This is a genomic window from Streptomyces lomondensis, from assembly GCF_014651035.1.
Lineage (GTDB): Bacteria > Actinomycetota > Actinomycetes > Streptomycetales > Streptomycetaceae > Streptomyces > Streptomyces lomondensis.
Map to the genome: position 1 here is coordinate 273,115 of NZ_BMWC01000004.1, position 20,286 is coordinate 293,400.

The 20,286-nt window shown below is 72.4% G+C and carries 16 protein-coding genes and 2 pseudogenes; 12 read left to right on the forward strand and 6 right to left on the reverse strand.

Features of this window, described 5'->3' with window-relative positions; translation table 11 throughout:
* Positions 1-173: 173 nt before the first annotated feature.
* Positions 174-791: a chorismate mutase gene (locus IE255_RS16375; protein ID WP_190050995.1), complete on the forward strand. Its 618-nt coding sequence runs from the start codon at positions 174-176 to the stop codon at positions 789-791.
* Positions 792-919: 128 nt separating this feature from the next.
* Here IE255_RS16375 and IE255_RS16380 read toward each other — a convergent pair whose 3' ends face one another.
* Positions 920-2,959 (reverse strand): CocE/NonD family hydrolase, encoded by a 2,040-nt coding sequence (locus IE255_RS16380; protein ID WP_190050996.1) that lies wholly within the window; start codon positions 2,957-2,959, stop codon positions 920-922.
* A gap of 16 nt (positions 2,960-2,975) precedes the next feature.
* Complete coding sequence (locus IE255_RS16385) at positions 2,976-4,289, reverse strand: ATP-grasp domain-containing protein (protein ID WP_190050997.1); 1,314 nt, start codon at positions 4,287-4,289, stop codon at positions 2,976-2,978.
* Positions 4,290-4,499: 210 nt separating this feature from the next.
* Between IE255_RS16385 and IE255_RS16390 the strand changes: the two genes are divergently transcribed.
* Complete coding sequence (locus tag IE255_RS16390) at positions 4,500-5,405, forward strand: SDR family oxidoreductase (RefSeq protein WP_190050998.1); 906 nt, start codon at positions 4,500-4,502, stop codon at positions 5,403-5,405.
* Between the two features lie 88 nt (positions 5,406-5,493).
* Entirely contained in the window at positions 5,494-6,015 is a 522-nt protein-coding gene (locus IE255_RS16395; protein WP_190050999.1) for a hypothetical protein, read from the forward strand.
* A 153-nt stretch (positions 6,016-6,168) separates the two neighbouring features.
* Here IE255_RS16395 and IE255_RS16400 read toward each other — a convergent pair whose 3' ends face one another.
* The gene (locus tag IE255_RS16400; protein WP_190051000.1) at positions 6,169-6,849 is read right to left on the reverse strand and encodes a GntR family transcriptional regulator; all 681 of its coding nucleotides are present in this window, start codon (positions 6,847-6,849) and stop codon (positions 6,169-6,171) included.
* A 95-nt stretch (positions 6,850-6,944) separates the two neighbouring features.
* Between IE255_RS16400 and glyA the strand changes: the two genes are divergently transcribed.
* Genes glyA through IE255_RS16425 form a run of 5 tightly spaced genes read left to right on the forward strand, consistent with a single transcriptional unit; the run spans position 6,945 to position 13,207 of the window.
* Positions 6,945-8,249: a serine hydroxymethyltransferase gene (gene glyA, locus IE255_RS16405; RefSeq protein WP_190051001.1), complete on the forward strand. Its 1,305-nt coding sequence runs from the start codon at positions 6,945-6,947 to the stop codon at positions 8,247-8,249.
* Entirely contained in the window at positions 8,246-9,469 is a 1,224-nt protein-coding gene (locus tag IE255_RS16410; RefSeq protein ID WP_190051002.1) for a sarcosine oxidase subunit beta family protein, read from the forward strand. Before glyA ends, IE255_RS16410 begins: the two co-directional genes overlap by 4 nt.
* A 12-nt stretch (positions 9,470-9,481) precedes the next feature.
* Positions 9,482-9,778 carry a sarcosine oxidase subunit delta gene (locus IE255_RS16415; protein WP_190051003.1) on the forward strand — a complete coding sequence of 99 codons (297 nt, stop codon included), beginning with the start codon at positions 9,482-9,484 and terminating at the stop codon, positions 9,776-9,778.
* Positions 9,775-12,591, forward strand: a complete 2,817-nt coding sequence (locus IE255_RS16420) for a sarcosine oxidase subunit alpha family protein (RefSeq protein WP_190051004.1) — start codon at positions 9,775-9,777, stop codon at positions 12,589-12,591. Before IE255_RS16415 ends, IE255_RS16420 begins: the two co-directional genes overlap by 4 nt.
* On the forward strand, positions 12,584-13,207 hold the full coding sequence (locus tag IE255_RS16425) for a sarcosine oxidase subunit gamma (protein WP_190051005.1): 624 nt from the start codon (positions 12,584-12,586) through the stop codon (positions 13,205-13,207). Before IE255_RS16420 ends, IE255_RS16425 begins: the two co-directional genes overlap by 8 nt.
* Positions 13,208-13,273: 66 nt before the next feature.
* On the opposite strand, the pseudogene IE255_RS16430 reads toward IE255_RS16425, so the two are convergent.
* Positions 13,274-13,887: pseudogene (locus IE255_RS16430) on the reverse strand (LysE family translocator).
* Positions 13,888-13,914: 27 nt separating this feature from the next.
* On the opposite strand from IE255_RS16430, the gene IE255_RS16435 reads away from it, so the two are divergent.
* Positions 13,915-14,367 (forward strand): Lrp/AsnC family transcriptional regulator, encoded by a 453-nt coding sequence (locus tag IE255_RS16435; protein ID WP_190051006.1) that lies wholly within the window; start codon positions 13,915-13,917, stop codon positions 14,365-14,367.
* A 60-nt stretch (positions 14,368-14,427) separates the two neighbouring features.
* Here the strand turns inward: IE255_RS16435 and IE255_RS16440 are convergent, their stop codons facing one another.
* Positions 14,428-15,378: an aminoglycoside phosphotransferase family protein gene (locus IE255_RS16440; protein ID WP_190051007.1), complete on the reverse strand. Its 951-nt coding sequence runs from the start codon at positions 15,376-15,378 to the stop codon at positions 14,428-14,430.
* Positions 15,379-15,609: 231 nt separating this feature from the next.
* Between IE255_RS16440 and IE255_RS16445 the strand changes: the two are divergent.
* Together IE255_RS16445 and IE255_RS16455 are read left to right on the forward strand one after the other, a co-directional pair.
* A pseudogene (locus IE255_RS16445) lies at positions 15,610-15,995 on the forward strand (AraC family transcriptional regulator); the annotation flags it as partial.
* Between the two features lie 79 nt (positions 15,996-16,074).
* Entirely contained in the window at positions 16,075-16,731 is a 657-nt protein-coding gene (locus tag IE255_RS16455) for a DUF5701 family protein (RefSeq protein WP_190051008.1), read from the forward strand.
* Positions 16,732-17,028: 297 nt separating this feature from the next.
* On the opposite strand, the gene proP is transcribed toward IE255_RS16455, so the two are convergent.
* Positions 17,029-18,525 (reverse strand): glycine betaine/L-proline transporter ProP, encoded by a 1,497-nt coding sequence (proP, locus tag IE255_RS16460; RefSeq protein ID WP_190051009.1) that lies wholly within the window; start codon positions 18,523-18,525, stop codon positions 17,029-17,031.
* A gap of 243 nt (positions 18,526-18,768) precedes the next feature.
* Here proP and IE255_RS16465 point away from each other — a divergent pair, with 243 nt between their 5' ends.
* Positions 18,769-20,280, forward strand: coding sequence for an MFS transporter (locus IE255_RS16465; RefSeq protein ID WP_190051010.1), 1,512 nt, complete (start codon positions 18,769-18,771; stop codon positions 20,278-20,280).
* Positions 20,281-20,286: the final 6 nt, after the last annotated feature.

Below are 20,286 nucleotides of genomic sequence, written 5' to 3' on the forward strand. Positions count from 1 at the left end.
TTGCATGGGCAGGCTAGAAAGCGCTTGCCGTGGCACCCTAGGCGAGCGGGTGCGGGGCGTCCAGATGTGGGACGTGGTGCCGCTGCGCACCGGGCGGTGTGAGGGGGCCTCGGCGAGCCAAGCGCCGGACGGGGTCGGTAAGTTGGCGCCCGCCTCCCACGAAAGGACACCCTGTGCGCCCTGAACGACTCCGCTCGGCTCTCACCCTGCTCACCGCCGCGACCGCGCTGGCCCTCGGTACGGCCGCCCCGGCGACCGCCGCCGTCGAGCGGCCCGCTCCCGCACCGCACGCGGCCGCCGCCGCACACGGCCTCACGTCCGTCACCGAACTGATCGCCCAGCGGCTGCTGCTCGCGGACAAGGTCGCCGCCGCCAAGTACGGCACGGACACGCCGATCGACGACCCGGCGCGCGAGGCGCAGATCCTGGACGACGTCCGCGCCCGGGCCGCCGCCCTCGGCCTCGACCCGGACGCCGTGGCCGCCGTGTTCCGGGACCAGATAGAGGCGAACAAGCTGGTGCAGCGCGGCCTGTACGCCCGCTGGGACGCCCACCCCGGCGAGCGCCCCACCGAGCGCCCCGACCTGGCGAAGGAGGTCCGCCCCGCCCTGGACCGCATCACGACCCAGCTGCTCGCCGCGCTGCAGGACACGGAACGGAGCCGGGCCGTGCCGTCCTGCGGTCCGCGCCTGGCCGCGGCGGCCGGCTGGTCGGCGTACACCCACCGGCTCGACGCCCTGCACCTGAAGGGACTCGGGCGGGCGCTGCCGTCGGTGTGTTCCGGCTCCTAGAAGGAGGCGCCGCCCGCTTCGACGAACCGGGCGATGTCCGTCAACTCCTGTGTGTCAGACCGCCGTAGCGGCAGCCGGCACCACCGCCGGCTGCCGCCACGGCGGCATGTGAGACGTCGTCAGGTGGTTCAGAGCAGGTCGCGGGGGACCTGTTCGTTCCACGTGCGCGAGAAGACCCGGCGGTCGGCCTCGTACGCGTCGAGGGTCGCGTCCACGAAGAAGTCCCTCTCGTCGCACGTGAGCCGGGTGTGGGTCACCACGCGCACGTCCCAGTCGTCGCGGCGGAAGCTCATCGTCCAGGTGGACTCGCCGCCGGCCGACGTGAAGTCGTCGGCGACCGCCGTGTAGCGCTCGTGGGCGCGGCGGCCGGCCTCAAGGCCGATGTCCTCGAAGCGGACCGTGCCCCGGTCCTTCACGATGTCCAGCTCGGCGTGGTAGTCGACCAGATCCCGCTTGACCTCCCAGCGCTCCTCGGGCGGCGTCACCTGGGTGGTGGCGAGCGGAGGCGTGCCCTCCGGCTCGCCGAACGGGGACGACGGCACCTCGTCGGGTTCGTCCACCGGCCGCACCGGCAGAGTGAGCGTGCTGGAGTGCTCGTGGACGCTGAGCAGGGCCGGCTTCGGCGGCGGCCAGGCCAGCGGCCAGTAGGACGTGGAGAGGGAGAGCCGGATGCGGTGCCCCGGCGGGAACGCCTGCGCCACCCCGTTCAGCGGGATGGTGGCCCGGTAGCGGCGCCCCGGCTCCAGCGGCTCGGGGGATTCCGTGCTGTCCAGGCGGGTGAGGTTCAGGATGCCGTACGAGACGCGGGTCGCGGCCCCGTCGGGGCTCACGTCGGACAGCCGCGCGGCCACCAGGGCGACCGGCTCGCTGACCGACAGGTCGAGTTCGACGCTCGGCGATCCGAGGATCTCCAGCGGCTCGGTCAGCGGCTCGCTGTCGAAGACGAGGGAACCGCCGTCCTCCTCCCGCTGGTCGTAGGGCAGGTCCGGCGGGGCGTTGTAGGAGGCCCACTTGCCGGCGAACTGGCCGACGGACAGCGGCGACCTCACGGTCATCGCCGCGCCGTCCGGGGCATCAGGGCCCGCCGGGTCCTGCGGGGGCTCGATCCGGTGCCGGGTGAGCGGATGCCTGACCGGCCGGATGTGCGGGGACGGCCAGTCCGGCTCGCCGACCCAGCGTCCCGGCCGTTCCTCGTACGACGTGGAGGGCGGCACGCTGTCCTGCATCCACGCCTGGAGCATGGGGCCGTCCATGACGCCGTTGTCGACGCCCTTGAGCCAGTGGTCCCACCACCGGACGAGTTCCTGAAGGTAGCCGATCGCGGGGCCGGGCTCCCCGAGGTGCGGGAACTTGTGCGACCAGGGGCCGATCAGCCCCTTGCGGGGGACCTCCAGGTTGCCGAGCAGCCGGGTCACGGCGTTGGAGTAGCCGTCGGCCCAGCCGCTGGAAGCCAGTACCGGGCACTGCACGCTCGTGTAGTCCTCGCACACCGAGGCGTGCCGCCAGTAGTCGTCGCGGCGCTGGTGGCGCAGCCACTGCAGGACCCAGGGCTCGGTGTTCTCCAGCCGTTCGTGCCACATCTCGCGCCAGCGGTCGCCGACCACGGCCGGGTCGGGCGGGCAGGTGCCGTAGGCGAACATGGTGCCCGCCTCGGCCAGATTGTCCGACAGCAGGGCGCCGCCCATGTAGTGCATGTCGTCGGAGTGCCGGTCGTCGGTGAAGGAGGCGATGGCGATGGCCTTCAGGCTCGGCGGCCGACGGGCCGCCACCTGGAGCGCCGCGAACGCGCCCCAGGAGATGCCCATCATGCCCGTGCCGCCGTCGCACCAGGGCTGCTCGGCCAGCCAGGCCAGCACCTCCTCGGCGTCCGCCTGCTCCCGCTCCAGGTACTCGTCGCGCAGCACGCCCTCCGAGTCGCCGGTGCCGCGCAGGTCGACGCGGACGCAGGCGTAGCCGTGCCCGGCGAGATACGGGTGGTGGACGGAGTCCCGTACGGCCGTCAGGTCGCGCTTGCGGTACGGGATGTACTCCAGCACCGCCGGCACCGGCTCCTGGTCGGAGGAGGTGGGGCGCCAGATGTGCGCGGAGAGCCGGACCCCGTCCGACATCGGGATCGTGACGTGCTCTTCTTCCTTGGTCGCGTACGGCAGGTTGGTCACGTAACGCATGGAACCGACGTGCTCCTCACTCTCGCGGGGTTTCGGCCTCGGGCGGGGCGTCGTCGAAGACGAGGCCCAGGGCGGCCACGCAGTGGTCGAACTTCTCCCGCAGCTCCTGCTCGTTCGCCCCGCCGGTGTAGATGTGCGCCAACTCGTAGCTGTAGCTGTCCTGTCCGGGCAGCTCGGAGAGCCTGGTGCCCTCTTCGGGGATCACCTCGATGCGCACGCCCGGGGTCTCCCGCTCGATGCGGTCGATCTCCTCGCGGCTCGGCACCCGGCGCACCACACCGTCGGTGAACCAGCGGTGGTACCACTTCGCGGCCATCGCGTACGGGCCCTCGCGGTGCGGCATGCGCGGATCGTCGCCGAGGGCGAGGCTGACCATGCAGTGGTGGTTGGGCACGCCGTCGACGTACTGGAACAGCTCGGCGTGCGACTGGGAGTGCCGGGGGTTGATCTCCAGCAGGTTGATCTCCTGCGTGTGCGGATCGTAGAAGTACTCGATGCTGAAGGTGGCCGAGTCCATGCCGATCTGCCGCATCACGCGCTTGCTGACGTCGTGCAGCTGCGTGATGACCGGCGCCGGCAGCGTCGAGGGGTACTGGTGGCGCAGGAAGCAGGACGAGTCCGGGTAGTTGATGGAGTCCAGGACGCCGTAGACCGTCACCTCGCCCTGGTGGACGTAGCCCTCGACGGCGACCTGGACGCCGGACATCGACTCCTCCGCCAGGCAGACCCGGCCGCCCACGCCGTCCATCTCCGGCGGCAGGTCGACGCGTTCGAGGATGTGCTCGAAGGGGCCGCCGATGCGGGAGATGCCGTCGCGGATCTCGGCGACCGCCTTCCGGAACTCCTCCTCGTCATCGACGCCGAAGGCGAGTTCGGAGGAGTACGAGAGCGCGGGCTTGACCCACATCGGGAACCGCACGTCCTCCGGCGGGTGGGGCGGCTCGGCCGACAGGTCGACCCGGCCGAAGCGCGGGTGCCGGTCGGTGGCCTTCTGCTGCTCCAGCCGGCTCCAGTACTTGTGCTCGCACTTGACCACGGACGCAAGGCTCGTGCTGCGGGTGCCGTAGCGTTCGCTCAGGATCGGGACGAGGGTGCTGACCGGGAAGTCCCAGTAGCCGACGATCGCGTCGATGCTGCCGTCGAAGCCGTCCAGCACACCCTGCGCCTTGTCGAGCAGCGTGGGCAGATGCACCTCGCCGACCTGGAGTTCCTCGACGGTCAGCAGCTGGTGAAAACGCAGCCGTTCGGCGCCGGGGACCTGCCGGAGCGTCGGCAGATTGGCCTCGTCGAGCCCGATCACAAAGACGTTCTTCACCGTCTCGTCAGACACACGGCTCTCCTTCCGATGGCCGGCTCGAAGGCCGGGATTGCAAGATCGTCGGAGTACCCCTTGTGCCTGCCGGCAATCTGATCCGGCCCGTCGCCCGTCCGGTACGACGCGGAACATGGCGGCCGCTGTTGTGGGAACGCGGTGCGGGACAGAACGGTGCGGGCCAGGACGAACGGCCCCGCCGTGGACGACACGGGAGAAGGGGAAGCCTTGTCTCACGAGGAGGGACAGTCCGCACCGCAGGTCGTGTCCGAACCCGCGCCGCCCTACGACTCCGACAAGCAGCGGCGGCCCGGCATCGAGGCCGACATGCGCACCGAGCCGCGCTACCGGGCGAGCCGCTACCGAGCCAGCGGGAAACTCGAGGGCAAGGCCGCGCTGATCACCGGCGGCGACTCCGGCATCGGACGGGCCGTGGCCCTGCTGTACGCGCGCGAGGGCGCCGACGTCGCCCTCGTGTACCTGCCCGAGGAGCAGGTGGACGCGGAGCGGGTACGGCGCGAGGTGGAGGAGGACGGGCGGCGCTGCCTGCTGCTGCCCGGCGACCTCACCGACCCGGCGTTCTGCCGCAAGGCCGTCGAGCGGACCGTGGCGGAGCTGGGCGGGCTGAACATCCTGGTGAGCAACGCCGCGTACCTCAACAGCAAGCTGGAACTGGAGCAGTTGACCGCGGAGGACTTCGACCGGACGTTCAGGACGAACGTCTACGCGTACTTCCATCTGCTCATGGCGGCGCTGCCCCATCTGGAGCCCGGCGACGCCGTCATCGCCACCGCGACCGAGGAGGCGCTCAAGGGCAGCACGACGATGATCGACTACGCGGCGTCCAAGGCCGCGCTGATCACCCTGACCAAGTCGGTGGCCGTGCACCTGGCCAAGCGGGGTGTCCGCGCGAACGTGGTGGCGCCCGGCCCGACCTGGACACCGCTCAACGAGGCCGACCCGCACATGCCGCCGGACGGGCTCGCGCGGATCGGCAGCGAGGCTCCCCTGGAGCGCGCCGCGCAGCCGGAGGAGATCGCACCCACGTACGTCTACCTCGCCTCCGACGCCGACTCCAGCTACACGGTCGGGGAGGTCATCGCGGTGACCGGCGGCATCGTCGACACGCGGTAGTCCGGCCCGGCCGAGGGCCCGGGGGAGTGCAGGCCGCCGGGTGCCCGGCCGGTGGGTGAACCCCGGTGCTCACGGGTACTCGCCGGGCATGATCAGGCGTGCGCTGTGGCAGGGGCTCCTCGCCGGTACCGCGGGCGGTGTCGTGATGACCCTCGGCGAGAAGATCGAGCAGGCCGTCACCGGCCGGCCCGGCTCCCATGTGCCCGCGCGGGTGCTTCAGCGGCTGACCGGACTGCCCGAACGCCCCGGCACCCAGCCGCTGCCGGCCAACTGGGCCATGCACTATGGCCAGGCCGCCCTCCTCGGCGTGCTGCGCTCCGTCATGGCCCAGGCGGGACTGCGCGGACCGGTCGCCTCCGCCCAGTTCACCGTCGTCCGCCTCACCAACGACCAGATCCTCGAGAACGCGACCGGTGTCGGCGCCCCGCCCGCCACCTGGCCTCGCGGGGAACTCGTCGTCGACGTCCTGCACAAGGCCGTCTACGCCTTCGTCACGGGAGCCGTCGCCGACGCCCTGGCCGCCCGGCACGGCCCCGGGCCCGGGCAGCGCCACGCGGCCCTCCGCCCCGGCCGCCACCCTGACGTCGGGCCGCTGCCCCGCGGGGGGTGACTCCCGGGCGGCACGGGGACGTGTCCGTCCGGTGCCGTCTCCGAAGGAGCCGGGTACTCGTTCCGGCGGCCCGCCACCGCTTCCCCGGACAGCGCCGGTGACCTGCCGAAACAGCTCACGGCAGGGCGACAGCGGCCCCGCCCCGGCGCATGGTCAGATGGCCGCGCGGACGGCCCGTTCAAAACCCTCGACGTGACCGCGGGCCAGCCGCGCCGCCTGCTCCGGCTCGCCCGCGACGATCGCCTCGATCAGCGGCCCGTGCTCCTCCACATGGCCGGCCATGTCGGACAGCCGGTCGAGGAACAGGCACCAGATGCGGGTCGCCAGGTTGTCGTGCCGGACGAGGGTGTCCTCCAGGTACGGGTTGTGGGCGGCGGCGTAGACCGCGCGGTGGACCTGGAGGTCCAGGTGCATGAGCTCGGTGGCGTCCTGCCGCCGGGCGTCCGCGCTCAGCAGCTCCTGGCGCAGAGCCGTCAGGACGGCCCGGTCCGCGGCCGTGGCGCGCCGCGCGGCCTGGGCGGCGGCCAGCGGCTCCAGCTCCTGGCGCACCTCGGAGATATGGGCCAGGTCCGTGATGTTGACCTCGGTGGCGAAGGTGCCGCGCCGGGGGTAGGTCGTGATCAGCCGCTCGTACTGGAGCCGCTTGAGCGCCTCGCGCACCGGCGTCCGCCCGACGCCGAGGGACTGGGCCAGCTGCTCCTCGTGGATCGGCGCGCCCGGGCGGATCTCGAGCATGACGAGCCGGTCGCGGATGGCGCGGTAGGCGCGCTCGGCGAGGGACAGCTCCTCGCCCCCTGCCTCACCGCTCCTGGGCTCGGTCGCCAGCTGTTGCATGAATGCCCCCTTGACCTGTCCGGCGAGCTCCCATACCGTACCGCAGAGTCTGATATATCAGTTGCGCATTAGTCGGCTCCCAGGATGGTGCACAGATGGCGACCAGCCCGTCGACCAGCACGCTCGCCTCCCCCCTCGCCCTCCCGCTCGGCGAGCTCGACCCGGAGATCGCCACCGCGCTCCAGGCCGAGCTGCACCGCCAGCAGTCGACCCTGGAGATGATCGCCTCGGAGAACTTCGCCCCGGCCGCCGTCATGGAGGCCCAGGGCTCGGTGCTGACCAACAAGTACGCGGAGGGCTACCCGGGCCGCCGCTACTACGGCGGCTGCGCACACGTCGACGTCGTCGAGCGGCTGGCGATCGCCCGGGTGAAGGAGCTGTTCGGCGCCGAGGCCGCGAACGTGCAGCCGCACTCGGGCGCCCAGGCCAACGCCGCCGCGATGTTCGCGCTCCTGAAGCCCGGCGACACGATCCTCGGCCTCGATCTGGCGCACGGCGGTCACCTGACCCACGGCATGCGCCTCAACTACTCCGGCAGGCTGTACGACGTCGTGCCGTACCACGTGCGCGAGTCCGACCTGCGCATCGACATGGACGAGGTCGAGCGGCTCGCCCTCGCGCACCGGCCGAAGATGATCGTCGCCGGCTGGTCGGCCTACCCCCGGCAGCTGGACTTCGCCGCGTTCCGGCGGATCGCCGACCAGGTGGGCGCGTACCTGCTGGTGGACATGGCGCACTTCGCCGGGCTGGTGGCCGCGGGCCTGCACCCGAACCCCGTCCCGTACGCCGACGTCGTCACGACCACCACCCACAAGACCCTCGGCGGCCCCCGGGGCGGTGTGATCCTCAGCCGCGCCGACCTGGCCAAGAAGATCAACTCGGCGGTGTTCCCGGGCCAGCAGGGCGGCCCGCTGGAGCATGTCATCGCGGCGAAGGCGGTCGCGTTCAAGGTGGCGGCGGGGGAGGAGTTCCGGGAGCGCCAGCAGCGCACCCTGCACGGCGCCCGCATCCTCGCCGGACGGCTGCTGTCCGACGACGTGGCCGAGGCCGGGATCACCGTGCTGACCGGCGGCACCGAAGTCCACCTGGTCCTCGTCGACCTGCGCCACTCCGCGCTCGACGGGCGCCAGGCCGAGGACCGGCTGCACCGCGTCGGCATCACCGTCAACCGCAACGCCGTGCCGTTCGACCCGCGCCCGCCGATGGTGTCCTCGGGCCTGCGGATCGGCACCCCGGCGCTGGCCACCCGGGGCTTCGGCGAGACGGAGTTCCGGGAGGTGGCCGACATCATCGCCGAGGTCCTGAAGGGGGACCGGGCCGACGACGAACTGCGCGCCCGCGTCGGGAAACTCGCCGCCGCCTTCCCCCTCTACGCCCACCTGAAGGGAGCCGAGGCATGACCGCCGCCCAGCCGCTTCCGGAGCACCCGGACTTCCTCTGGCGCAACCTCGAGCCGCGCTCCTCGTACGACGTCGTCATCGTCGGCGGGGGCGGCCACGGCCTGGCCACCGCCTACTACCTGGCCAAGAACCACGGCATCACGAACGTCGCCGTCCTGGAGAAGGGCTGGCTGGCCGGCGGCAACATGGCCCGCAACACCACGATCATCCGCTCCAACTACCTGTGGGACGAGAGCGCGGCCATCTACGAGCACGCGCTGAAGCTGTGGGAGCGGCTCCCGGAGGAGCTGGACTACGACTTCCTGTTCAGCCAGCGCGGCGTCCTCAACCTCGCGCACACCCTCCAGGACGTCCGCGAGGGCGTGCGCCGCGCGGGCGCCAACCGCCTCAACGGGGTCGATGCCGAGTGGCTCGAACCGGACGAGGTCGCCAAGGTCTGCCCCATCCTCAACGTCTCGCCCCGCACCCGCTATCCGGTCCTCGGCGCCACCTTCCAGCCCCGGGCCGGCATCGCCAAGCACGACCACGTCGCCTGGGCCCTGGCCCGCCGCGCCGACGAGCTGGGCGTGGACCTGATCCAGGGCTGCGAGGTCACGGGTTTCCTCAAGGACGGCGACCGGGTCGTGGGCGTCGAGACGAACCGGGGCCGTATCCACGCCGGCCGGGTCGGCCTCGCGGCGGCCGGGCACAGCAGCGTGCTGGCCGAGCGGGCGGGCGTCCGGCTGCCGGTGCAGTCCCATCCGCTCCAGGCGCTGGTCTCCGAGCTGCACGAGCCCGTGCACCCGACGGTCGTCATGTCGAACCATGTGCACGTCTACGTGTCCCAGGCCCACAAGGGCGAGCTGGTGATGGGCGCGGGCGTCGACTCGTACAACGGCTACGGCCAGCGCGGCTCCTTCCACGTCATCGAGCGGCAGATGGCGGCCGCCGTGGAGCTGTTCCCCGTCTTCGCCCGCGCGCACGTGCTGCGCACCTGGGGCGGCATCGTCGACGTCACCCCGGACGCCTCCCCGATCATCGGCGCCACCCCCGTCGGGAACCTCTACGTCAACTGCGGCTGGGGCACCGGCGGCTTCAAGGCCACCCCCGCCGCCGGCTGGACCTTCGCCCACACCCTCGCCACCGGCGAACCGCATCCGCTGAACGCCCCCTTCGCCCTCGAACGCTTCACCACGGGCGCTCTGATCGACGAACACGGCGCAGCGGCCGTGGCCCACTGAGGAGGCACCACCGTGCTGCTGATCACCTGCCCGTGGTGCGGTCCACGGGACGAGACCGAGTACCACTACGGCGGACAGGCCCACGTCCCCTACCCCGAGACCCCCGCCGACCTCACCGACGAGCAGTGGGCCGCGTACGTCTTCTACCGCGACAACCCCAAGGGCCCGTTCGCCGAACGGTGGATGCACAGCATCGGCTGCCGCCGCTGGTTCAACGTGCTGCGCGACACCGCCACCCACGAGGTGCTGACCTCGTACCGGCTGGACGAACCCCGCCCCGAACTGCCCCAGGCCGGAGGGAACCGATGACCGACCAGCACTTCCGGCTCCCGCGGGGCGGCCGCATCGACCGCGGCACCGTACTGCGGTTCACCGTCGACGGGCGGGAACTGACCGGCCACCCCGGCGACACCGTCGCCTCGGCGATGCTTGCCAACGGCCTCATCGAGGTCGCGCCCTCGCTCTACCGCGGCCGTCCGCGCGGCATCGTCGCCGCGGGCGTCGAGGAGCCCAACGCCCTGGTGCAGATCGACGGTCCGTGCTCGGAGGGCATGCTGCCCGCGACGACCGTGGAGCTGTACGACGGCCTGTCCGCCACCACGCTCTCCGGGATGGGCCGGCTCGACCCGGCCCCCGACCCCGCCGTCTACGACAAGAAGTACGTCCACACGGACGTCCTGGTCGTCGGCGCCGGACCCGCAGGGCTCTCGGCCGCCGCCGCTGCGGCCGGTTCCGGTGCCCGCGTGATCCTTGTCGACGACCAGCCCGAGCCCGGCGACTGGGAGGGAGCCGCCGAACTGCTCGCGGCCCTCGACGCCGCCCCCGAGGCCGTCGTCCTGCACCGCACCACGGCTTTCGGGTCGTACGACGACAACTATGTGCTGGCCCTCCAGCGCCGCACCGACCACCTCGGCGCCGACGCCCCCGCAGGCGTTTCGCGGCAGCGGCTGTGGCACATCCGCGCCCGTCAGGTGATCCTGGCGACCGGCGCGCACGAGCGTCCGCTGGTCTTCGCGGGCAACGACCGGCCCGGGGTGATGCTCGCCGGCGCCGTGCGCACCTACCTCAACCGGTATGCCGTGGCGCCGGGTTCGCGGGCCGTGGTGAGCACGACCAACGACAGCGCGTACGACACGGTCGCCGACCTGCACGCCGCGGGCGTCGCGGTGGCCGCGGTCGTGGACGCGCGCGCCGAACTGTCCGGGCGGGCCGCCGAGGTCGCCGCCGCGACCGGGGCGCGGGTCCTGTCCGGCAGTGCGGTGGTGGACACCTCGGGGGATCGACGGATCACTGGTGTCACCGTCCAGGGCCTCGACTCCGATGGCCGACTCGCCGGCGAGCCACGCCGGTTCGACTGCGACCTCCTCGCCGTCTCGGGCGGCTGGAGTCCGGTCGTCCATCTGCACAGCCAGCGCCAGGGCAAGCTGCGGTGGGACTCCGGACTGGTTGCCTTCGTGCCCGACGGGACCGTACGGGACCAGCAGGTCGTGGGTGCGGCGCGGGGGACGTACGGCTTCCACGGATGCGTGGCCGAGGGGGCGCGGGCCGGGGCGCTGGCGGCCACGGAGGCCGGGTTCCCGGTGCCGGTGCCTTCGGCGTCGTACGAGGAAACGCGTTCTGAGACGCGCGCCCTGTGGCTGGTGCCGGGCCCGGACGACGGCTGGGACACCCACTTCGTCGACCTCCAGCGCGATGTCACCGTCGCCGACGTCCGGCGCTCCACCGGCACCGGCATGCGAGGCGTCGAGCACGTCAAGCGCTACACCTCCCTCGGCACGGCGAACGACCAGGGCAAGACGTCCGGCGTCAACGCGATCGGCGTGATCGCCGAGGCCCTCGGCGGTTCCCCGGGAGAGATCGGCACCACGGCCTACCGGGCGCCCTACACGCCGATCGCCTTCGCCGCCCTCGCCGGGCGGGAGCGCGGCGAGCTGTTCGACCCGGAGCGGACCACCTCCATCCACAGCTGGCACGTCGCGCACGGCGCGGAGTTCGAGGACGTCGGGCAGTGGAAGCGCCCCCGGTACTACCCCCGGCCCGGGGAGGACATGGACGCGGCCGTCGCCCGTGAGTGCCGTGCGGCCCGTGAGGGCGTGGCGTTCATGGACGCCTCCACGCTCGGCAAGATCGAGATCCGGGGCACGGACGCGGGCGAGTTCCTCAACCGGATCTACACCAACGCCTTCAAGAAGCTGAAGCCCGGCACGGCCCGCTACGGCGTGATGTGCAAGCCCGACGGCATGATCTTCGACGACGGCGTGACCCTGCGCCTCGACGACGACCGCTACTTCATGACCACCACGACCGGCGGTGCCGCCGCCGTCCTGGACTGGCTGGAGGAGTGGCTCCAGACGGAGTGGCCCGAACTCGACGTGTACTGCACGTCGGTGACCGAGCAGTGGGCGACCATCGCCGTCGTCGGCCCCCGGTCGCGCGAGGTGGTCGCCCCTCTCGCCCCCGACGTCGACTTCGCGAACGAGGCCTTCCCGTTCATGGCCTTCCGCGAGACCCTCCTGGCCTCCGGCGTCCCGGCCCGCATCTGCCGGATCTCGTTCTCCGGCGAACTCGCCTACGAGATCAACGTGCCCGCCTGGTACGGCCTCGCGGTGTGGGAGGAGGTGGACGCGGTCGGCCGGCCGTACGACATCACCCCGTACGGCACCGAGACCATGCACGTCCTGCGGGCCGAGAAGGGCTACATCATCGTCGGCCAGGACACCGACGGCACCGTCACCCCGCAGGACGCGGGCATGTCCTGGGTGGTGTCGAAGCAGAAGGACTTCATCGGGAAGCGGTCCTTCGCCCGCCCCGACACCGCCCGCGGCGACCGCAAGCAGCTGGTCGGCCTGCTGCCGGGCGACCGCGCGACCCGGCTGCCCGAGGGCACCCAGCTCGTCGCGCCGGACGTCTCCCTGGAGACGGTGCCCGTGCCGATGCTCGGCCATGTCACCTCCAGCTACCACAGCCCGGCCCTCGGGCGCCCCTTCGCCCTGGCGCTCGTCGCCGACGGGCGGGCGAGGATCGGCGAGACCCTGCTCGCACCGGTGGGCGACAGGCTGGTGCCCGTCGAGGTGGCCGACTGCGTCCTCTACGACCCGGAAGGGACCAAGCGCGATGGCTGAGCCGATGACCGAGGCGGGCCCGGTGGCCCTGCGGACAAGCCCCCTGGCGCATCTGGAGGAGCGGATGCGCGCCGCCGCCGTCCCCGGCGCCCGGGGCGTCACGCTGACGGAGCGGCCGTTCCTCACCATGGTGAACCTGCGCGTCGGCCCCGGCTCCGAAGCAGCGGACCGGATCGAGCACACCCTGGGGGCACGGCTGCCGCGCCGGTGCGGCGACACCACCTCCGCCGGGCCCCACACCGTCGTCTGGCTGGGCCCCGACGAGTGGCTCGTCCTCTCCTCGGCCGAAGGGGCCGTCCTGACCGCCGAGTTGCGGGCGGCGCTCGGGCCGGCCCCGGGCTCGGCCGTGGACGTCTCCGCGAACCGCACCACGCTGGAGCTGAGCGGCCCGTCGTCCCGTCAGGTGCTGGAGAAGGGCTGCCCGCTGGACCTGCATCCCCGGGCCCTCGGTCCCGGGCGGGCGGTGTCGACCACGGTGGGCCCCGTGGCGGTGCTGCTCTGGCAGGTCGACGACGCGCCGACGTACCGCCTGTTCCCGCGCTCCTCGTTCGCCGACTACCTGGGGCGCTGGCTCATCGACGCGATGGAAGAGTTCCGCGGCCCGGAGGTGCCGTGAGGGGGCGCCGGCCGAGCACGGCAGCGGGTGAACGCCGTGCGGGGTACCAGGGGTGCGCCGGGTTCGTCAGCCGGCCAGGCGTTCCACCAGCAGGAACCCGCCGATGGCGATCATCAGCGCACCGGAGGCACGGGTGACCGCCCGGGCCGCGGAGGGCCTGGTCCGCAGGACGGTGCGGGCCAGGACTCCGACGGCGAGGTGGACGACGGCGCAGGCGGCCATGTGCAGCGAGCCGAGCAGGCCGGTCTGCGTGGCGACCGGCCAGCCGCCCGCGGGGTCGATGAACTGCGGGAACAGCGAGAAGTACAGCAACAGCGCCTTCGGATTCAGCCCGCTGGTGCCGGCCCCCTTGAGCATGATCCGCAGGGAGGACGAGCCGGCGGCGGAACCGGCCTCCGCCGCGGAGGCCGTCACGGCGGTCGGCTGCCGCAGCACGCCCCAGCCGAGCCACATAGATAGCCGGCTCCGGCCAGGGTCAGGGCGGTGAGCACAGTCGCCGAGCTCGCCACGAGGACCACCAGGCCCGCGACCGCGAGCAGGGTGTACCCCGCGTATCCGGCGATCAGCCCGGCGACCGCCGGAACGACCGACCGGTCCCTCAGGCCCGCGGCGATCGCATAGGCCCAGTGAGGAAGGCTAGGCCGGATCGCCCCGAAAGTGTTCCTTCTTTCCCCCTTGATCGCACCGTCCGGGGCAGAATCTTCCCCATGGATGCCCTGGACCGGAAAATTCTTACCGAGCTGCAGCGGGACGGCCGGCTCACCGTCACCGAGCTGGCCGCTCGCGTGCGGCTGAGCGTCTCGCCCTGCCACCGCCGGCTGCGCGACCTCGAACGCGAGGGCGCGATCCGCGGCTACCGGGCGGTCGTGGATCCGGCCGCCGTGGGCCTCGACTTCGAAGCCCTCGTCTTCGTCACCCTGCGCTGGGAGGACGCCGACACGGTCACCGCGTTCGAAGAGGCGGTGGCCGCCGTCCCGCATGTGCTCCAGGCCCAGCGCCTGTTCGGCGAACCCGACTACCTCCTGCGCGTCGCCACCGCCGACCTGGCCGCCTTCCAGCAGCTCTACGACCAGCGGCTGGCCCGGCTGCCCGGCGTGCAGCGCCTGACCTCCACGCTCGTGATGAAGCACGTCGTGGACGACCGGCCGCTGCCCGAATAAACCTGCCGCTGCCCGAAGGCCACCGGCCCCGGGGCGGCCACCGTCAGGCCCCGAGCGGCCTCAGCCCTCCAGGCCGCCGGCGAACGGCATCGTCCGCCACTGCTCGACGGCCGGCTTCAGCGCGTCCACGAGCAGCGGCAACTGCGGCGCCAGCGCGAGACACGCCACCGCGCGGGACATGCCCACGGCGTTGACGAAACGCAGCACGCCCTCGTCCAGCCGCCGCAGACCCCGGCGCTCGGCGGCCGCGTCGTAGGCGGCCTCGCACTCGGGGCCGAGAGCCGCCAGGTCCCACTCGACCGGTCCCAGCGTGGTCAGCTCGAAATCGGAGTACAGCTCGCCGTGCGGGGCGGAGACGATGTTGGCGGCGGGGGAGTCGCCGTGGATCGGCTGGACTTCGACACCCGGGAACGCCGCCTCGAACTCCGCGCGCGAGCTGAGGACGGGTTCCAGCACCTCCCACTCGCGCCGCGCACGGTCCAGGTCGGCCGGGTCGAGGAGGTCCGGACGCCCGTCGAGCGCGGCGAGCCCGTCGGTGACGAACCGCGGCTCGGCCGCCGACAGGAACGGCAGCTCACCCGGGTACGCGCGCAGCGCGGCGTGCAGATCGGCGACCAGGCCGGCGTTGCGCACGAAGTCGGGTTCGACGCTCTGGTCCAGCTCGACGAACTGCCAGAACGTCATCGAGAAACCGTCGCGCCGCACCGGCTCGCGCGGCACGAGCGGACTCGGCGGGATCACCGGGTGACCCTGGTCCGCGAGCCACCCCGCCACCTCCAGCTCCAGCCGCTGCCGCGCCGCCTGGTGATCGGGATCGGCGTACGGGGGCAGGACGGTGGGCACCCGCACCACCACGGGCGACGGAGCGAGGTGCACCACGACGGAGAAGACGTCGTAGAGCACCCGCGCGTCGGTCACCGCGAGCCCCAGATCACGCCCCGCCGCGACGGCCGCGGCGAGCGCGCGGGACGAGCGGGCGGCTATCTGATCAGGCGTCATCAACCCTTGCATGCCGCGATGGTGCCATGCCGCACACGGCCACGCGACGGATTAAGGATCAACGGCTCCGCCCCGGCAGCGGTGCGCCCCCGGTCAAGAACCGGTGCGCTGCACGGCAACCGGCCCGGTGCCCTCCGCCCTAGCGTGGCCGCGTCCGCACCACTCGCCCGGAAACGAGGAAGGAGCACATGCCGTACATCACCGTGGGCCAGAGAACCCGACGAGGACGGCGTTCTCCAGGTCGAGGCGGGGAGCTTCGACGCCTCCCTGGGCCGTCAGTTCGCCGCCACCGCGCTCGACCTGCTGGCGCTGCTGATCAACGAGCGGAGCGGCCGCTTCACCTCCCCGGCCCCGGAGACCGCCGCGGCCACCCTCGTCCGCGTGCAGGACCACATCCGCCGCAACCTCTCCGACCCCGGCCTGTCACCGACCGGGATCGCCCGCCCACTTCATGTCGGTCCGCTACCTGCACAAGCTCTTCGAGCCGGTGTCCGGGGCACGGGGTCGCGACCGTCGCCCGCCGCTGGGGGTTCGTGAGCCCCAGCCATTTCAGCCGTGCCTTCCGCGCGGCCTACGGAGTGACGCCCCGCGAGTGGCGGACGCACGGCCTGTGCGGCGAAGGGCAGCAGGAGGCGGCGGGGCGGGAACGTCCCGTGGGACCGGCTCGTTGCCCATGAGTTCGCCCACGTCACCGACCCAGGGAGCATCGTGCCCGACACCACGCCCGACCCGTCCACCGTCCTCCCCGCACTCCCGGCCCTGAGCGCGCAGGCCGAGCGGCTGATCGAGCTGGGCGTGCACGAGATCGCCGGGCTGTCCGCCGAGGAGGTCCGTACGTTCGCCGCCGAGGCCGACGGCGACGGTGCCCTGCTGACCGTGCACCCGGACAGAGCCCCCGCCTCCGCCCTCGCACCGCTGCTGCGCCGCGACGGCAGACCCGGCTTCGTCGTCGTCGACATGCCCGACGTCGACGAGTTCGCCCCGTGCGCCCTCGATCTGCCCGACGCCCCGCTCTACCTCGTCACCGGCGTCGACCGCGGCGACCACATGGCCAACTGGTCGCCGGACGAGGCACTGCCCGCCCTCAGCAAGGAGGACCGCACCCCGCTGGTGCTCACCGAAGGAATCCACTGGGTGCTCCAGCAGCCGGAGGCCCTGGAGCGCAACCGCTGCTTCATGACCATCGGCTCCCGGCTGCGCAAGCCCGACGGCACCCTGGACGCCCGCACCCCGGCGATCTGGATCAGCAACGGCACCGGGCGGGACGGCCGCGAGCGCCGCAACGCCCCGAAGGTCGGCTGGTGCTGGTGGAACAACCGCCACACCTGGCTGGGCTTCGCCTCGGCCACGGGCCGCGGGGTCTAGGACCCCCGGGGCCGGGGGTCACCGGCGCGGGCCTTGGCGTGGGCCCCTGGGACCGGCGTGCCGGCCCGGGTCGCGTCACTGTGTGAAGCGGAGGGGCGGTGCCGGGCGGCCCGCGGTCAGGGCGGTGAGGCCCGGCCTCCCGCCAGTTCCCCTGGCCGAGATGGACCAACGGCACCGAGTAGCCGACGGTCAGGACGGTGAAGTCCCGTACGTCGGGCGGGATTCGGTCGCGGTGGCAGGGGTCCGCGAGCGCCATCGCTCATTAGGCCAGGTACGCAGGCCCCGGCACTGGAGGGGTCAGAACCTGGGGCGGGGGGACTGGGACTGGACGAGTTCCTCGGCCTCCGCCTCGGTCTCGACGGAGGGCGGGGAGCCGGCCAGGGGCTTGTTGGCGGTTTCCCGCATGCACAGGACGGCGACCACACCGACCAGTGCAGCGGCCGTGGCGTAGTACGCCGGCATGAGGGTCGAGTCGAAGGCGCTGATCAGAGCGGTGATCACCAGAGGCGTCGTGCCGCCGAAGACCGAGGTGGCCAGGTTGTAGGCGACCGACAGGGACCCGTAGCGGACATGGGTGGGAAAGATCGCCGGGAGCGCCGCCGACATCGTGCCGAGCATCGTCACCAGCGAGAGCCCCATCATCAGCAGTCCCAGGGCGATGAGGAGGACACTGCCCTGCCGGATCAGCAGGAAGGACGGCAGGGACAGGAAGAGGAAGCCCAGCATCCCCGTCATCAGCAGCGGCCGGCGCCCGAAGCGGTCCGAGAGCCGTCCGACCTGGTTGATCAGGCACATCTGAAGGACCATCACGAGGAGCAGGATCAGCAGCCCGTGATTGGTGTCGTAGCCCAGTTCGTCGGACAGGTACGTCGGCATGTACGAGAGCAGCATGTAGTCGGTGATGTTGTACGCCGCGACGAGCGCCAGGCACAGCAGCAGCGGCCGCCAGTAGCGGGTGAAGATCTTGCCGAGGTCGGCGGCGGCCGAGGTCTCCACGGCCTCGGCGGCCTCGCTCGCCTTGACCTGCCCGCCCTCCAGCTTCTGGAACGCGGGCGTCTCGTCCAGCTTGAGCCGCAGATAGAGGCCGATGAAGCCGAGCGGGGCCGCGATCAGGAAGGGAATCCGCCAGCCCCACGCCAGCATCTGGTCGTCGCTCAGGAGGCTCTGCAGGACGACGACGAGGCCGGAGGCCCCGACATAGCCGGCGAGCGTGCCCAGCTCCAGGAAGCTGCCGAAGAAGCCGCGCCGCTTGTCGGGCGCGTACTCCGCGATGAAGGTCGAGGCGCCCCCGTACTCCCCGCCGGTCGAGAAGCCCTGCACCAGCCGGAAGAAGATCAGCAGGGCCGGGGCCCAGAGGCCGATGACGGCGTGCGAGGGGACGAGGCCGATGGCGAAGGTCCCCACGGCCATCATGATCATGGTGAGGGAGAGGATGCGCTTGCGGCCGACCTTGTCGCCGAGCGGCCCGAAGACCATGCCGCCGAGAGGACGCACCAGGAAGGCCACCGCGAACGTCGCGAACGAGCTGAGCAGCTGGGCGGTGTCGTTCCCCGAGGGGAAGAAGACCTGCCCGATGGTCGAGGCCAGATAGCTGTAGATGCCGAAGTCGTACCACTCCATCGCGTTGCCGAGGGCGGCGGCCTTGGTGGCGCGCTTGACCGCCGCCTCGTCGGTGACGGTGATGTCGCTGCGGCGCAGCTTCGGGTGGCGTCGTTTCTCGATCGCCCGGAACAGCATCCGGTGTCGTTTCACAGCCGCGCGATCCACCGACTCGTCGTTGTCGGGCGCCGCCATCACGTCGTTCCTTTCGCCGGTCGTCTTCCCGAGCAGAACGCCTGCACAGTTCTCGCGCGATCAAACGACCCCCTTCACACGGCGTCCGGTCGACTACCGAGGGTGAGGTGCGGGTGCTCAGGGTGAGATGCCTCGCGTCCGTGCCGGGCGGTGTGTGCGCCTGCCCCGGCGGGGGAACTTGTCCCGCCCGGGTGCGCCCGATGAGCGTCGCCCGGGCGCGCCTGGCGAGAGGAAGGAGCCCATGTGACGGCGTCGGCGGCGGATGGCCGGGACCAGGGCACGCCGGTGGCGGGCGGCGAACCGGATCCGCGCCGGTGGCGGGCCCTGTGGGTCACCCTGGTGGCCGGCTTCATGAGCCTGCTCGACGTGTCGATCGTGGCGGTCGCGCTGCCCACCGTCCAGCGCGAGCTGCACGCCTCCGCCGCGCAGGTGCAGTGGGTGGTGTCCGGATACGCCCTGACGTTCGCCCTCGCCCTCGTCACCGCCGGCCGCCTCGGCGACGCGCTGGACCGGCGCCGCATCTTCCTGCTGGCCCTCAGCGGCTTCGTGCTCTTCAGCGCGGCCTGCGGAGCGGCTCCCACCATCACCTGGCTGGTGGCGGCCCGTCTCGCCCAGGGGCTGGCGGCCGGCTTCATGGCCCCGCAGAACTCCGCGCTCATCCAGCAGATGTTCCGTGGCGCCGAACGCGGTCGCGCCTTCGGCTTCTTCGGCGCCACCGTCGGCATCTCCTCCGCCGTGGGCCCGCTCACCGGCGGCACCATCCTCGCGCTGGCGGACGGCGCCCAGGGCTGGCGGTGGATCTTCTACGTCAACGTCCCGATCGGCATCCTCGCCGTCCTCCTCGGCCGCCGCCTGCTGCCCCGCACCCCGCGCTCCGGTCGGGGACACGTGGACCTGCCCGGCGTCCTGCTCCTCGGCCTCGGCGTCCTCGCGCTCATGTACCCGCTGGTCCAGGCGGAGGCCGGCGGCCTGAGCCGGCTGTGGTGGCTGTTCCTCGCCGGTGCCGCGCTGCTCGTCGTCTTCACGCGGTGGCAGCGCCGCCTCGTCGCCGGGGGCACCCAGCCGCTGCTCGATCCCCGCCTGTTCACCACCGTGCGCGGCTATGCCATCGGTGCCGGCGTCGGCACGCTCTACTTCATCGGCTTCAGCGGCGTCTGGCTGGTCTTCGCGCTGTTCTACCAGAGCGGCCTGGGCTTCTCCCCGTTCCGGTCCGGCCTCGCCGTGACTCCCTTCGCGCTCGGCTCGGCCTGCGGGGCCGTGGTCTCCGGACGGCTGGTGGACCGGCTCGGCCGCGTCCTCACCGTGGGCGGGCTGACGGCGGTGATCGCCGGGCTGGGCGGTGCCGCGCTGCTGCTCCGCTTCGCGCCCCTCGGCATGGCGCCCTGGCTCGCCGCCCCGGCCCTGTTCCTCGGCGGCGTCGGCAGCGGCTGCGTGGTGTCACCCAACATCACCATGACGCTGCGCGAGGTGCCCGTGCGCATGGCGGGCGCGGCGGGCGGGGCCCTCCAGACCGGGCAGCGGCTCGGCGCCGCGGTGGGCACCGCCGCCCTGCCCGGGCTCTTCTACGTGGTGCTGGCCCGGAGCGACGACTACCGAGGCGCCCTTGTCACCGCGCTGGGTGCCGGCCTCGTCGGCATGGCGGCGTCCCTGGCCCTGGCGACGTACGACTGGCGCCGCGACCGGCGGACGGGCCGGCCGCACAAGAAGTGCCCGGACGACGTCGCCCACAGCCCCGTGCACGCCCGGCAGACCTGACGCGGG

What these genes read in the sequence shown, in the direction of transcription:
- IE255_RS16380 (WP_190050996.1), bottom strand. Translation starts at nt 2,959, where the DNA reads ATGCGTTACGTGACCAACCTGCCGTACGCGACCAAGGAAGAAGAGCAC.
- IE255_RS16395 (WP_190050999.1), top strand. Translation starts at nt 5,494, where the DNA reads ATGATCAGGCGTGCGCTGTGGCAGGGGCTCCTCGCCGGTACCGCGGGC.
- IE255_RS16400 (WP_190051000.1), bottom strand. Translation starts at nt 6,849, where the DNA reads ATGCAACAGCTGGCGACCGAGCCCAGGAGCGGTGAGGCAGGGGGCGAG.
- glyA (WP_190051001.1), top strand. Translation starts at nt 6,945, where the DNA reads ATGGCGACCAGCCCGTCGACCAGCACGCTCGCCTCCCCCCTCGCCCTC.
- IE255_RS16410 (WP_190051002.1), top strand. Translation starts at nt 8,246, where the DNA reads ATGACCGCCGCCCAGCCGCTTCCGGAGCACCCGGACTTCCTCTGGCGC.
- IE255_RS16420 (WP_190051004.1), top strand. Translation starts at nt 9,775, where the DNA reads ATGACCGACCAGCACTTCCGGCTCCCGCGGGGCGGCCGCATCGACCGC.
- IE255_RS16425 (WP_190051005.1), top strand. Translation starts at nt 12,584, where the DNA reads ATGGCTGAGCCGATGACCGAGGCGGGCCCGGTGGCCCTGCGGACAAGC.
- IE255_RS16435 (WP_190051006.1), top strand. Translation starts at nt 13,915, where the DNA reads ATGGATGCCCTGGACCGGAAAATTCTTACCGAGCTGCAGCGGGACGGC.
- IE255_RS16440 (WP_190051007.1), bottom strand. Translation starts at nt 15,378, where the DNA reads ATGCAAGGGTTGATGACGCCTGATCAGATAGCCGCCCGCTCGTCCCGC.
- proP (WP_190051009.1), bottom strand. Translation starts at nt 18,525, where the DNA reads ATGGCGGCGCCCGACAACGACGAGTCGGTGGATCGCGCGGCTGTGAAA.